Source organism: Lentilactobacillus dabitei, from assembly GCF_019061365.1.
Taxonomy (GTDB): domain Bacteria; phylum Bacillota; class Bacilli; order Lactobacillales; family Lactobacillaceae; genus Lentilactobacillus; species Lentilactobacillus dabitei.
Genome location: NZ_JAHPPD010000074.1, coordinates 1 through 13,768, shown reverse-complemented (window position 1 = coordinate 13,768; position 13,768 = coordinate 1). Strand labels below are relative to the sequence as shown.

General features: G+C 42.7%; 11 protein-coding genes. 5 read left to right on the top strand and 6 right to left on the bottom strand.

Annotated features, from left to right (window positions below; translation table 11 throughout):
- Nucleotides 1-142: 142 nt before the first annotated feature.
- The 5 genes from KTE19_RS10595 to KTE19_RS10575 all read right to left on the bottom strand — a co-directional run bounded on the left by KTE19_RS10595 (nucleotide 143) and on the right by KTE19_RS10575 (nucleotide 6,817).
- Complete coding sequence (locus tag KTE19_RS10595) at nucleotides 143-850, bottom strand: DnaD domain-containing protein (RefSeq protein WP_217161262.1); 708 nt, start codon at nucleotides 848-850, stop codon at nucleotides 143-145.
- 36 nt (nucleotides 851-886) lie between these two features.
- Nucleotides 887-2,182: an asparagine--tRNA ligase gene (gene asnS, locus KTE19_RS10590; RefSeq protein WP_217161263.1), complete on the bottom strand. Its 1,296-nt coding sequence runs from the start codon at nucleotides 2,180-2,182 to the stop codon at nucleotides 887-889.
- Nucleotides 2,169-3,389, bottom strand: coding sequence for a pyridoxal phosphate-dependent aminotransferase (locus KTE19_RS10585; RefSeq protein WP_217161264.1), 1,221 nt, complete (start codon nucleotides 3,387-3,389; stop codon nucleotides 2,169-2,171). The genes asnS and KTE19_RS10585 overlap by 14 nt, the downstream gene beginning before the upstream one ends.
- A 21-nt stretch (nucleotides 3,390-3,410) precedes the next feature.
- The gene (locus KTE19_RS10580) at nucleotides 3,411-3,797 is read right to left on the bottom strand and encodes a cell wall elongation regulator TseB-like domain-containing protein (RefSeq protein ID WP_225427235.1); all 387 of its coding nucleotides are present in this window, start codon (nucleotides 3,795-3,797) and stop codon (nucleotides 3,411-3,413) included.
- A 185-nt stretch (nucleotides 3,798-3,982) separates the two neighbouring features.
- Nucleotides 3,983-6,817 (bottom strand): helicase C-terminal domain-containing protein, encoded by a 2,835-nt coding sequence (locus tag KTE19_RS10575; RefSeq protein WP_217161265.1) that lies wholly within the window; start codon nucleotides 6,815-6,817, stop codon nucleotides 3,983-3,985.
- A 195-nt stretch (nucleotides 6,818-7,012) separates the two neighbouring features.
- Here KTE19_RS10575 and mvk point away from each other — a divergent pair, with 195 nt between their 5' ends.
- The 4 genes from mvk to fni are packed head-to-tail and all read left to right on the top strand — an operon-like array spanning nucleotide 7,013 to nucleotide 11,100.
- A complete protein-coding gene (mvk, locus tag KTE19_RS10570) occupies nucleotides 7,013-7,990 on the top strand; it encodes a mevalonate kinase (RefSeq protein WP_217161266.1) in 978 nt (325 codons plus the stop codon).
- Entirely contained in the window at nucleotides 7,971-8,957 is a 987-nt protein-coding gene (gene mvaD / locus KTE19_RS10565) for a diphosphomevalonate decarboxylase (RefSeq protein WP_249778639.1), read from the top strand. The genes mvk and mvaD overlap by 20 nt, the downstream gene beginning before the upstream one ends.
- Nucleotides 8,958-8,976: 19 nt before the next feature.
- Entirely contained in the window at nucleotides 8,977-10,062 is a 1,086-nt protein-coding gene (locus KTE19_RS10560) for a phosphomevalonate kinase (RefSeq protein WP_249778390.1), read from the top strand.
- 3 nt (nucleotides 10,063-10,065) lie between these two features.
- Nucleotides 10,066-11,100, top strand: a complete 1,035-nt coding sequence (gene fni, locus KTE19_RS10555) for a type 2 isopentenyl-diphosphate Delta-isomerase (RefSeq protein WP_217342259.1) — start codon at nucleotides 10,066-10,068, stop codon at nucleotides 11,098-11,100.
- 202 nt (nucleotides 11,101-11,302) lie between these two features.
- Here the strand turns inward: fni and KTE19_RS10550 are convergent, their stop codons facing one another.
- On the bottom strand, nucleotides 11,303-12,667 hold the full coding sequence (locus KTE19_RS10550; RefSeq protein WP_217161268.1) for an RsmF rRNA methyltransferase first C-terminal domain-containing protein: 1,365 nt from the start codon (nucleotides 12,665-12,667) through the stop codon (nucleotides 11,303-11,305).
- Nucleotides 12,668-12,745: 78 nt separating this feature from the next.
- Here KTE19_RS10550 and KTE19_RS10545 point away from each other — a divergent pair, with 78 nt between their 5' ends.
- Nucleotides 12,746-13,573: a Cof-type HAD-IIB family hydrolase gene (locus tag KTE19_RS10545; RefSeq protein ID WP_217161269.1), complete on the top strand. Its 828-nt coding sequence runs from the start codon at nucleotides 12,746-12,748 to the stop codon at nucleotides 13,571-13,573.
- Nucleotides 13,574-13,768: the final 195 nt, after the last annotated feature.

Genomic DNA, 13,768 nt, shown 5'->3' with positions numbered 1-13,768 from the left:
TTATTCTAACGAGAAACAAAAAATCTGTCATCAGTAATAGATAAAATCTATTACCAACAACAGATATTGTAGAACCTTTTTGGAATGCTTGTCCTTTTCATCAAATCGTAGAATATCTCGGTTTTAAAATTTAGCAAGCGAATTATTTTTGTTCAGGATTTCCAGACAAATCAATAAACGGAATCTTGGGGCCCTGATATCTGGCTGGGGCCTCATTATCAGCTGATTTACGTTGATGCTGATAGGCTTCTACCTGTTGAGGTGACCTCAGGTTCTTTTTCTCCCAGCTCACCAAAATTCTGTCCATATATTTCAGATTGTAAACCTGACTTAAAACCGCCTCTTTTAAAGCCAATTGAATGATTTCCGGGGTGTAATGGTCTATATCCAACCATTGACTAATCGTTTCCATCTCCAGGGGTGATAACGTTCGGCCAAACTCTTTCTCGATACTTTCAAAAACGGTCTGCCGCTCGCTTACTTTGACAGGTTGAGCGGATGGCTGATTTTGCCCATGTTCAGCTGACTTGAGAATCCCCAATTTGTCATACATCTGCGTAAAGTCATAAGCATCGACTTTTTGGCCTTCAATGCTCAATTGGGTAATAGCCGCCAACTTTTTCTCGATCATTTGGTGAAACAAGTTAAAAAGCTGCTGTTCACTCAACCCCGTCTGTCGTTGTAAATCACCAATTTCAGGCATTGGCACAATTAAGTCATGATTTCCCTTTATTAACAGATATATCAGTAGTTCTTCATTGCTAAGACCAATTCGGCGATAATTTTTTAACAGATCGTTATTAACGGTTGTTTGACCCTGGTTGAGAAGTTCGCGTGCGTAATCATCCAATCAAATTACCTCACTCTCAATTTAACAAATTCTAATTTATGGGTAAATCCGGTTCAACAATCTTGGGAATGGAATGGCTTCTCGAACATGATCCTCACCAGTTAACCAGGTCAGACAGCGTTCGAGACCAAGCCCGAATCCAGCGTGAGGAACACTTCCGTATTTTCGGAGGTCCAAATACCAGGAATACTCATTCGGATCAAGATCGTGTTTAACAATTTGATCATACAAATAATCATAATCGGTCGCCCGTTCTGAACCACCAATGATTTCACCATAGCCTTCAGGTGCTAATAAGTCGGCACAGATCACGACATCATCCCTGGTTGGATGCGGCTTCATATAAAACGCCTTAATGGCTTTAGGATAATTCAACACAAATACGGGTTGTTTAAATTGGTCGGCCAGATAAGTTTCTTCCGGTGATCCAAAGTCAACGCCCCATTCAAGGTCAAAACCACCCTTTTTGAGCATATCAATCGCCTCATCATAACTAATTCTTGGATAAGGAAGGACGGTATACTTCTTAAGGGTGTCGATATCACGATCAAGTGTTTGCAGCTCATGCTTGCAATTTTCGATCACTCGAGTAACCAAATAAGCAATGTATCGTTCTTGAATCTCCAAACTTTGTTCTTGATGCATAAAGGCCATTTCGGGTTCGATCATCCAGAATTCAATCAAATGACGACGTGTTTTCGATTTTTCAGCTCTAAAGGTAGGCCCAAATGAAAACACTTTACCAAATGCCTCAGCGCCGGCCTCTTCATATAACTGGCCACTCTGGGATAGATAAGCATCCCGATCAAAATACTCCGTATGGAATAAAGTTGTGGTGCCTTCAGGTGCGCTACCTGTCAAGATCGGCGCATCAATTTTGACAAAGCCCTCATTGTAGAAAAAGTCATAACTAGCCTTGATAACTTCATTTCGGATCCGCATCACAGCGCTTGGGCGGCTAGATCGTAACCAAAGATGACGATGATCCATCAAGAAGTCGACCCCGTGTTCCTTAGGCGTGATTGGATAATCATGGGTTTCAGAAACCACTTCAATCGTTTCAACCTCGATCTCGTAGCCAAACTTTGAGCGGCTATCTTCATGAATAATCCCAGTAATCCACATACTGGTTTCCTGCTTAACTTCCTTAGCTAATTCGAAAGTTTCAGGAGAAACGTTGTTCTTAACCACAACCCCTTGGAAAAACGCCGTTCCATCCCGCAACTGTAGAAAAGCAATTTTTCCACTGGATCGTTTATTGGTGAGCCAAACGCCCATCTTAACTTTTTCGTTTACATACTTGGGTGCATCGACCATACTAATCTGCTTCACTACTAATTCCTCCAGACAACTCTTTCTCTAAATATTGATCCATAAATACTTTAATTCTTGTAATGCCAATCTTTAAATCATTCAAGCTGGTTGCATAACTGATTCGTAAATAACCAGGCATTCCAAACGCAGAACCATCCACGACTGCAACGTGGGCCTCATTCAATAAACAAGCGACGAGTTGTTCGGAACTTGTCACCCCAACTAACCCCATGGCGTCAGTGACCTTTGGAAACAGATAAAAGGCTCCCTGTGGCTTTTCTGCAACTTCAAAGCCGGGGATTTCGTTGACTAATGGATACACGGTATTGAGGCGATCCTCAAATGATTGCCGCATGCTTTCAACATCTGCTTGATCTGATTGAAGCGCGGCGATTGCTGCATATTGACTAACCGTTGCAGGATTTCCTGTCATGTGGGATAACACGGAATTGACCCGTGAAATTAACTCAGTTGACCCGGCAATATAACCAATCCGCCAACCAGTCATTGAATAAGCCTTTGAAACCCCGTTCACTAAAATGGTTGATTGGGCAATCCGACCACCTAATTGGATTGGGGAATAAAACCGGTTATTATTATAAATTAATTTGCCATAAATATCATCAGAAATAATCACGATCCCGTGATTAACTGCCCAATTGCCGATGTCTTCAAGCTCGTTGCTCGAATAGATGGTTCCAGTAGGATTCTGCGGCGTGTTAATCACCAACAGCTTTGAATGGGCATTAACCACACAATCCAAAGTTTCTGGGGAAATTTTGAAATGATCGTTGGTTTCAACCATCACAGGCTTGCCACCAGCCAAAATAACTTGCTCTTGATAACTCACCCAGCTTGGTTTAGGCATCAAAACTTCATCGCCTGGATCCACCAATACCTGCATTAAAGCGTACAAAGCGGTTTTAGCACCACAAGTGATACTAATCTGGTCGGATGAATAGTCGGTCCCATAATCAATATTGGTCCGATCGGCGGCGGCTTGCTTGAGGTCATCTAATCCACTAGCCGGAGTATAAAAACTGGTTTTCCCAGTTCGAATGGCTTCGATTGCCTCATCAGTGATCACAGTGGGGGTTTTGAAGTCTGGTTCACCGATACTGAGATTGATCACATCGATCCCGTTTCGAACCATTTGTTTAGCCCGATTCGAGACCCCAATTGTTGCAGAGGGGGTGATGTGCTTGATCCGTTTTGAAAATTTCATATTAATTTCCCTTCAGTTAGTTTAGATGTTGTTAATTGATCGATAGACATTGCCGGTTTTGAAATTCAATGTGGCAAAGCACAAATTGTTGCTGGAATTCAAATAGCTGACCACCCAATATGGTTTGCCCTTGATAAGCGTCAGGCTAATACTATTGATTTTTTTCGGAGATTTTTTCTCTTGGACAACATTTCGAATCGCATCAACGGATAACCCGCTGCTCTGGTTGACCACAGTGATTGTTCCGCCTTTCTTGGCAATAATGACATAAATCTTTTTGCCCTTATTGTCAGTCCCAGCGACCGAATAGTACGTTTTATTCAGATTAGACGAATAAAACGAGCTCACCGTCGTCAACCCGGCGTACTTCTTAGCCATCGATACCGTTTGGCTTCTCGCCGTCCTCATCGGTTTTTCAGCTTGGTGAAAAATAATAAAAACGGAGAAAAGCAGGACCAGAATAACGGATGTGACAATCCATGACACTTTTACTTTTGATTGTTTTTTAATGCGACGCTGCCTTTGCATAATGTTTTCCTTTCACATCAGTATTGTTATTTATTATAGCAAATAACCGCCCTATTTGAGACGTTCTAGGCCTTGCTTTCGAAAAATTTAACCATATCAGCAATACATTCATTAATATCGCCCCTCACAATTGGGATCTCATTGCGTAAATTGGCAAGAACAATACTGCCGTAGCGTTTCGTCAACAATCGTGGATCAAGGATAAAGATCGTCCCAAAATCATCCCTGGTACGCAGTAGTCGCCCCATCCCTTGTCGCAGTCGTAACGTCGCTTTTGGCAGCGTGATACTGTAAAATGGATTTTTACCTTTACTGCGTTCAATCGAATACAAAGCGTGGTTATAGGGATCTGCCGGTGTGTCAAATGGCAGTTGAGCCACCACCAAATTTTCCAGCAAATGCCTTGGAAAATCAACTCCCTGCCAGAAAGTATTTGCTCCAAGTAAGATTGCCGGTTCGTGATGAACAAATTGCTTGCTGATCTTAGTGGCAGTCCCATGAACCCCCTGGGCCAAGACAAAATGATTAGCTGTGAAGCCACTCTCTTGAAGCATTCGGTAAGTGCGTTCAATTGCATTCAACGAATTGAACAGTACAAGGGTTTGCCGGGGTCCTTTTCGATAAATTGCTTCAATATTGTTGGCAGTTTGCTGCAAATAGGTATCCGAGTTAGTCGCAAACTTCCCATCGTTCTCACCAGTGACCAAGTAAAGTCGTGCTTGGTCAGCCGGGTTAAAATCACTCTTTAACCGTTTAACTGCTGATTTTTTTCGGTCAATGCCCAACAAATCATAAATAAACTGGGAGCGTCGAGATGAGAAAATAGTTGCTCCCGTAAAGGTTGTGGGTTCAAACGAGGAATAAATGTGATCATTCAAATAGTCTTCAGTCTTTAAGATCCCTCGGTTCAAATTCAAACTGTTCACGTCTTTCGCATGGTTAATCGTAATCCAAGTGACATGCTGTTCAATGGAATGATCATCAACATCGATAATTCCTAACATCTCAGCGAGTCGATCATTAAAGTCATTATAATTCTCAAAGAACGAATAGATTGCCATAAAATCCTGATTGGTAAATGAATCTGAAGTATGATCAACTTCTCGATTGAGCTTAACCAACAAATCATCAGTATGATCTTTCAATCCCCGGAGCCGCTGAATCAATGCTTGATTGGCTTTAGTTGCATCCTTCATTTCAGTAATCGGAATTAATCGTTCAAAAAAATCAACATTGCGATGAAGCTTTTTGTGATTAACAACTTGATCATAAAAGGTACGAATGATCGCATTCACCAGTTCTTTAATTGCTTCAAGCTGACTTTCCAGTTGATTGGTCAAGTCACCCAAGATGGCATTGCCGGCAACGATATCGCGAATATTCTCGCCGTGACTTTGGTTAATGCTGGCAAGAATCTTATTGATTGCCGAAATTAACGATAAGGGTTTAATCTTTTCTTGATTATTTCGGATCGCCGTCTCAGCAAATTGCTGGGTCTCATCAATCAAAAGATACGGTTTAGCTGGTAAGGCTTTAAAATACTGCCAATTTTTAATCAAATACGTGTGGTTAACAATCATAAAATCAGCCATTTCGGCTCGGCGCAAATTGTAACGGAGAAAATCATCTTGATAAAAGGGTTCATTGGGATCCAACCACTTCACGCCGGTGTGCTGAATTTTCCAAACAAATGGCGTCTGGTCAACATTCAAATGTAATTCATCTAAATCGCCTGTTATGGTAATCGTCAGCCAAACGAGCATCTGGGCTTTGATAAACGGGGTTTGATTCGAATTATCCGGCACAAATAAGAGATTTCGGAATTTATAGAGATCCAAATAATGTCTGGACCCTTTCAAAGTGACGCTGCGAACGTTAAACGGCAATTCTTGGTTCAGCATTGGCAGTGTCTGGTTTTGCAATTGAAATTGTAAATAAGTGGTCGACGTACTGATCACAACCGGCTTCTTCGGGGTTGCAAGGTATGAAAATGGCAAACAATAGCCTAAACTTTTACCAATTCCAGTCGGGGCTTCGATCACCATTGTCTTAGCTGAATGATGCGCCTGGTCCGCGTAATTGTTGTAGATTAAGTTCATCATCTTGTTTTGCTCAAGCCGCGATTCCAATTGATCAGGCAATACTTTAGATTTAGCTTTGCGGGTTTTCGGGTATTTTGCCTCCGGCTGGCGAACATTGAGATTGTCAGCAACTTCCCGCCGGCGAATCACCAACCCGGATGACAATTTCAAGTATGCAGGCAGTTCCCGTTTTCGGGGGTTCTTTTGATTCACTTCGTTTGCGTCCAGAAAGACTTTCAGTGTATCCTGTGGCAATGACGGACTGACATTAACAATTTGTTCCAAAGTAATGCTTGGCAATTCTTTAATTTGCCGCAATAAAATGAGTAATAATTTGGCAGTTGCCAAAGCATCGCTATCAGCCGTGTGGGGATGGTCATGCTTAATATTGAAGTAGGCACTAAGGTCCTGCAGCCGATAACTTGCCAACGTTGGCAAGAGAATCTGGCTTAACGTAACCGTATCAATCGCTTCAATTTGAAGTTCGGGATATCCCACCCGCTGGAATTCAGCATTTAAAAATGGGAAATCAAAATTAACGTTATGCGCCACAAACACAGTCCCGCTCAGCAAGCCATAAAGTTTAGCAGCTACTTGATCAAACGTCGGGGCCTTTTTTAAGCGATCATTGTTAATTCCCGTTAACTGGACAATCCGGTTGGGAACCTCGCACTGCGGATTAATGTCAGTCACGAAGGTATCAATTATTTTATTGTCTGAAACCAAACAGCAGCTGAATTGGATGGTCCGGTTACCTGCTGCTAGGTCAGTCCCGGTCGTTTCAATGTCAACAACTGCAAAAGTTGTTTTTGAATTCATAGTGTTCACCAATCTCATGAATATCGTGATTTTTCTTAAAAGTTCACTAATGTTAATAATACTACAAGCTCATTGTGATAATCTACCATATAAAATGACTTCTAATTTTTATAAAACTCTAAAAATATGATGAAAAGCTTCTTCCAACGGTTAATTATGATAAAATTGGAATGTTTGAAAGTGAGCGGATAAAGATTGAAAGAAAAAGCAACCGGCACAAGTTACGCAAAAATTATTTTTTTCGGGGAACATAGTGTGGTTTATGGAAAGCCGGCCATTGCCATTCCCCTCTATTCGGTTGATGTAAATGTCGCCATCAGATTAACGGCCATCGGGCAAACAATCCATTGCCGATACTTCGATGGACCGATTTCCGAAATGAACGATAACCTCAAAGGCGTTGGCGTTTTAATTCAACGGCTATTAAGTCGATTTCATGCGCCTGATCTACCATTTGAGCTCTCAATCACCAGCAAAGTTCCCTCAGAACGAGGAATGGGCTCGTCTGCTGCTACTGCAGTTGCACTGGTTCGCGGCTTTTTTGACCTCTTTGAAAAGTCACTAACTCGAGCAAAACTACTGGAATTAGCTGATATTGAGGAAAAAATTACGCATGGCAACCCAAGTGGATTAGATGCTGCAACGGCTAGTTCAGAAGCACCCATTTGGTTTATTAAAAATCAAATTAATGAGCAAATCGAATTTCATAGTTCTGACCTGTGCCTGGTCATTGCCGATAGTGGCCTTAAAGGGAAGACCAGCGAGGCAGTTTCATTGGTTCATAACAACGTTGTTGAAGATGCCGAAATAGCCGTCCCAATGATCGATCAACTCGGACGAATTGCCAATACAGCCAGAGATGCGTTGGCCGATTCAGATGAAGACTTACTAGGAACATTAATGAATCATAGCCAGGTGAACCTTGCGCAATTGGGTGTTAGTACCAATACACTTGATAAATTTTGCCAAATTGCAGTCACTAATAAGGCTCTCGGTGCCAAGCTTACCGGCAGCGGCCTTGGCGGCTGTATGATCGCTTTGGCCCGCAATCAACGGGATGCCCAAGTAATTTCCACCAAGCTTCGCCAAGCCGGTGCGACTCAAACTTGGATCCAATCATTCAAAAATTACGAATTTTCTACGGGAGAACGTCATGACAACCTTGTCAAATGATCCAGTGAGTGCCTTAGCCCATACCAACATTGCTCTGATTAAATATTGGGGCAAAAAAGATGAGCGGCTCATCATTCCTTACACGAGCAGCTTGTCACTGACCCTTGACCAATTTTATACAGAAACTTCAGTTCGATTTGATCAATCACTGTCAGCAGACAAAGTTGAGATCGACGGTGCCGCAGTTTCCGGAAAAAGTTGGCAGCGGGTTCATGATTTTCTAACCGTGGTTCGCCAGCTTGCCGGAATCAATGCTGCCGCCGAAGTGATATCCCTTAATCACGTACCAATTGCCGCCGGGTTGGCTTCCTCTGCGTCCGCATTTGCTGCGTTGGCTGCAGCCGCCAGCAAAGCAGCCGGCCTTCAATTGACATCAACAGATCTTTCCCGTCTTGCTCGCCGGGGTTCAGGTTCAGCTTGCCGTTCCATTTTCGGCGGCTTTGTTGAATGGCAACGTGGCCATGATGACACAGATTCATACGCTTTCCCCCTTCAGCAGACTGGCTTGAAAGACATTTCAGTCATTGCCCTCACCGTTGAAAGTAAGCCGAAATCGATTTCCAGCCGGGAAGGTATGAATCGATCAGTCACCACTTCCCCCTACTATCCAACTTGGGTCAATGTAGCTCAAAATGATTTGGTAGATATCAAATTGGCAATCGTCGCAAACGATTTTACCAAGTTTGGGACGATCAGCGAACTGAACGCGATGAGAATGCATGCCTTGACGCTTAGTGCGGCACCGGATTTTATGTATTTCAACAGTGAGACCCTAACGGCCATGAACCTCGTAAAGCGTTTAAGACATCAAGGCATTGAATGCTACTATACGATCGATGCCGGCCCAAACGTTAAAGTCATCTGCCAGCAAGCAAACAAACCGCAGATTGTGGGCGCATTTACTAAACTACTGGGGCCAAAACGAGTCACCACGTTGCAAGCGGGTCCCGGTGTTCAATATTTATAACCAGAAAGGAAATGATCGGTTGATTACGGTCAAAGCTCCAGGAAAATTATACATTGCAGGAGAATACGCGGTGGTCGAGACTGGCTACCCTTCTATTATTGTGGCATTGAACCAATTTGTAACCGTAGAAATTTCTCAGAGCAAATCTTATGGCAGTATCGTTTCCAAACAATATCGTGATGATTCAGTTCTTTGGCGTCGTCAAGGTGACCAAATGATCTTGGATAATCGTGATAATACTTTTAATTACATAATTTCAGCCATCCGCCTGACTGAGGAATATGCCCAAGCACTCGGTCGGCCGATGGAACTTTATGATCTACGAATCAATAGTGATCTTGACAGCCCAAACGGCAAGAAATACGGCTTAGGCTCCTCAGCTGCCGTGACCGTTGCAACGGTTAAAGCCCTGTGTCAGTTTTACAAATTACCACTAACCAAGAGCCAATTGTTCAAATTATCCGCAATTGCCCATTTAGACGTTCAAGGCAACGGTTCATTAGGCGACATTGCCGCCAGTGTGTACGGGGGTTGGATTGCCTACTGGTCATTTGACCGGGATTGGTTATTGGCTGCCCGGACCCAACAAAGTTTAACTGAATTGGTTAACCAACCTTGGCCATCCTTAAAGATCACCCAATTAACCCAACCTGATAACCTTCGATTGATTATCGGCTGGACCGGGACGCCGGCATCAACCTCTCACTTGGTTGATAAGGTGGCCATTCAGAAAAGTCGGCAACACCAAATTTATGCCGAATTCCTTCGGGACAGCAAGAACTGTCTTGAAGATTTAATCCAAGGATTTAAGGATGGCAGCTTGGAACGCATCAAGACGGGAATTAAACGCAACCGGGAAATTTTGCAGCAACTTGCAGACTTTACCAAGGTCGCAATTGAAACCCCAACTTTAAAAAAGATGTGCGACATTGCTGTAGAAAACACCGCTGCCGCTAAATCTTCTGGGGCCGGTGGTGGCGATTGTGGGATCGTTGTGATCGATAAGCAGGTCAACGTTGATTCAATGATCGAACGCTGGAAAGAAAACGGCATCACCCAGCTTGCACTCAATGTGCACCCGGTCATCGACCTGAATAAGGAGTAAACTATGATTTCAAAACACTCACATCGAAAAGATGAACACGTTTCATTAGCCGAGAAATTTTATCGGGATGATGTCGATTCTTTTGATGACCTCCGTTTTGTCAATACTGGACTGCCAAAGGTTTCTCTTGATGAAATTGATTTAGCGACCCACATTGGCCCAGTTGAATTACCGGCCCCATTTTATTTGGAGGCAATTTCTGGTGGTAGTGAATATACCAAAAAGATTAATGCCGCTCTCGCTGAGATTGCCGCTCAAACCGGTATTGCAATGGCAGTTGGGTCTCAAAGCGTGGCATTGAGTGACCCATCTTTAAAAGATACATTTAAAATCGTCCGCCAAGTGAATCCGGACGGCCCCATCTTTGCCAATATTGGTGCTAATCGTTCCGCTACCGATGCATTAGCTGCGATCGAGATGATTTCAGCGGACGCTCTGGAAGTTCACATTAATACGGCCCAAGAGTTGATTATGCCTGAGGGAGATCGAGAATTTCATTTTACTGAAAACATTGCTGAAATCATCGCCAAAGTTCAAGTTCCGGTCATCGTTAAAGAAGTTGGCTTTGGGATTAGTCAAGAAACGATTCATCAATTAATCAATATGGGTGTTAAATATATCAACGTGAGTGGTCGTGGCGGAACCGATTTTGCCAAGATTGAAAACTTTCGCCGACATTCAAAAGATATGGGTTACCTTGAAAACTGGGGATTAACGACGACGGAATCCTTATTGGAAAGCCGGCAATTCCAGAATCAAGCAACAATGATTGCCTCTGGGGGCATTAAGTCGCCACTAGATGTTGCTAAGTGCCTTGCACTTGGGAGTTCAGCAGTCGGCGTTGCCGGTTATTTTCTTAATCAGGTTATCAAACATGACAAACAGGAAGTGATTAAGACTATCAACAACTGGAAATACGGTTTAAAAGCAATCATGTTAATGCAAAATTGTCACACGATTAATGAGTTGAAAAGCAAAAAAATGATTTTATCTCCTCAATTGATGTCATATATGCAACAACGACATCTCAGCTACTAAAAACAAGCTAACAACAGGCGGGCAAAGGACTTATAAATGCAACTTGGTTTCCCATTTTGTTACTGATAAAACGTGCGACAAATGGCTGATTCCTGCCATTTAAACCAAAAGAAGCAGTGCATTCCAAAATCAGAATGCATTGCTTCTTTTGGCTCAAATTCGAGGCTCAAACCGTCTATTGTCCGTATTTTAGATTGTTCTGTTATACGCTAAATCTTAACCCCTTAGGAAAGAAATTCTTGGCGGTGCCATTCACAACCTTTACAAACCCAACTGGGAGGTCCTCACACACAATTTGATACCATCCCTTCATTAATTCTCGATCAACTTGGAAAGTATCCCCATGAACGTATTTAGCCCAATCTTCATCATTAATGTTAATGGTGTGTTTTAACTCGCTCGGTTTCAACGCTAAGGCAAGTGCATAGCTGGGTTCAAACCGCTTTTTCTTGAACGTTCCCAATTTTAATCCTAACCGCACAATTTTAATGCCGTCCAAGTTAGGTGTGATTTCTGGAACAGCATATAAATCATCTTTAAAGCTAACCAACCGACCAAATGAAGCCGAGTTCAGCGTTTCTTTCTTAAACGCCTGCCAAAGTTGCTGCTGATCACGGGATAAGTCAGAAATATTCCGACTAATCTTAGCAGGACGATCACGCGTCTCCTGGTTGACGGGGTTGCCCAACTTTCTTAACTTGGCAATGAAGTGCCCTTCCCCCTTGAAATGATGGGGGAAAATTCGGACACAGTTCCGTAATGCTTCGTTACCATCAGCCCACTCTGGAATTCCAGAGTCCATCCCCGGGAATTTCTTGACCGGTAAAATTTCGAAATCATAATTAGTAACTAACCAAGAAATGATTTGTTCGTCTTCTTCTGGGGCAAAGGTACAAGTTGAATAAATAAGCTCCCCGCCAGGCCGCAAATTCTTCACAGCTGCGGCTAAAATTGTTCGCTGTCGGGTTGCACATTCAGTCGGATAATCCTTATTCCAATATTGGACAGCTTCAGGATCCTTACGAAACATCCCTTCCCCCGAACACGGTGCATCCACTAACAATCGATCAAAATAACCAGGCAACTTTTCAGCCAAAGCATCGGGATTAGTGTTCGTGACAATCGTGTTGGTGAACGAAAAACGTTCCACATTCTCAACAAGGACTTTCGCCCGCTTGGAATCAATTTCGTTGGCAATAAGCAATCCCGCATTCTGCAAATAACTGCCCAAGTGAGTTGTTTTTCCACCTGGTGCCGCGCATAAATCAAGCACCTTTTCATTCAGTTGTGGATGAGCAACTTCCCCAACATACATAGCGCTGGGTTCTTGACTATAAACTGCCCCTGCTTGGTGGCCAACGCTTTTTCCGCTAACAGTTCCACGGTACCCAAATTGGCAATGGTCGGTCGGATAACGATAATCCAAATCTTTAGGCTTCACATTCTTTAATGGATTGAGTCGGAAACCGTGATTAGCCGGTTCTGAGAAACTTGCAATAAATTTGTCAGCTTCCGGCTTGCCCATTAATTTTTGATACTTGTTAATAAAGTCAGTAGGTAAATCCATTCTTATCTTCCTTTTCGGTGTCAATGATTGACGAAATATTAATAATCAGATAACATAAAGCAATACGTAATTAAAGGAGTGAGCATCATTACAAAGAAACTAATTGCGCTTGATTTAGATGGGACGACGTTGAATAACGACGGCAAAATCAGCCCTCAAACAAAAACAACAATCAATCAGGCAGTTAAAGCCGGTTGTGTTGTGAGTCTGGTTACTGGTCGTCCTAACCGAATATCTGAAAACTTTTATGATGAACTTAATTTAAATACACCAATGATTAATTTTAATGGTAACCTTGGCATTTTACCACATCAACAGTGGCCTCGCGAATATCAGTACACAATTGACAAAGAAATTGTGATGGAGTTGCTTGAAAAGAGCCAAGAACTTGGCCTGTCATTAATTGCTGTAGAAGGGCGGAATCTGTTTTTAGCCAATCACGGTCTGAAAAGTGGCTTTGGCTTCTTCCCGAGCACTTTGAAAACCAACCAAATTCTGAGTCAGCAAAGCTTAAAAGACAACCCCATCAGCATTACCGTTGAAGTTAAGCCCGAGTTAAAGGCTGGCTTGATTGATTTCGTTAAGAATCAATTTGGCGACCAAGTAGAAGTATCGCCTTGGGGTGGCCCCCATCCCATCGTAGAAATCGCAACAAAAGGCGTCCACAAGTCAACCGGCCTCAAATTTCTAGCGGATTATTATGGCATCCTGCAACGTGATATTATTGCGTTTGGTGATGAAAGTAACGACGCTACCATGATGGCGTTTGCTGGAACAGGCGTTGCCATGAAAAATGCCAACTCACAAATTAAAGAATTGGCGGACGACGTCACGGAGTACACGAATGAGAACGACGGCGTTGCCCGTTATTTACAAGAACATTTAGATCTGGCAGTCAACCAATGACTTCTATCGGCGATCGGAATCGTCGGTGAAAAGTACCTCAATGATTTAAATTCTATTGATAATCGGACGTTAGCGATATAATCCCAAAAATTACGCAAATAGCGCGGTCATTCTATTTTGGTTCTACAATATCTGTTGTTGGTAATAGATTTTATCTATTACTGATGACAGATTTTTTGTTTCTCGTTAGAATAA

What these genes read in the sequence shown, in the direction of transcription:
- KTE19_RS10575 (WP_217161265.1), bottom strand. Translation starts at nt 6,817, where the DNA reads ATGAATTCAAAAACAACTTTTGCAGTTGTTGACATTGAAACGACCGGG.
- KTE19_RS10550 (WP_217161268.1), bottom strand. Translation starts at nt 12,667, where the DNA reads ATGGATTTACCTACTGACTTTATTAACAAGTATCAAAAATTAATGGGC.
- KTE19_RS10580 (WP_225427235.1), bottom strand. Translation starts at nt 3,797, where the DNA reads ATGAGGACGGCGAGAAGCCAAACGGTATCGATGGCTAAGAAGTACGCC.
- KTE19_RS10585 (WP_217161264.1), bottom strand. Translation starts at nt 3,389, where the DNA reads ATGAAATTTTCAAAACGGATCAAGCACATCACCCCCTCTGCAACAATT.
- mvaD (WP_249778639.1), top strand. Translation starts at nt 7,971, where the DNA reads ATGACAACCTTGTCAAATGATCCAGTGAGTGCCTTAGCCCATACCAAC.
- fni (WP_217342259.1), top strand. Translation starts at nt 10,066, where the DNA reads ATGATTTCAAAACACTCACATCGAAAAGATGAACACGTTTCATTAGCC.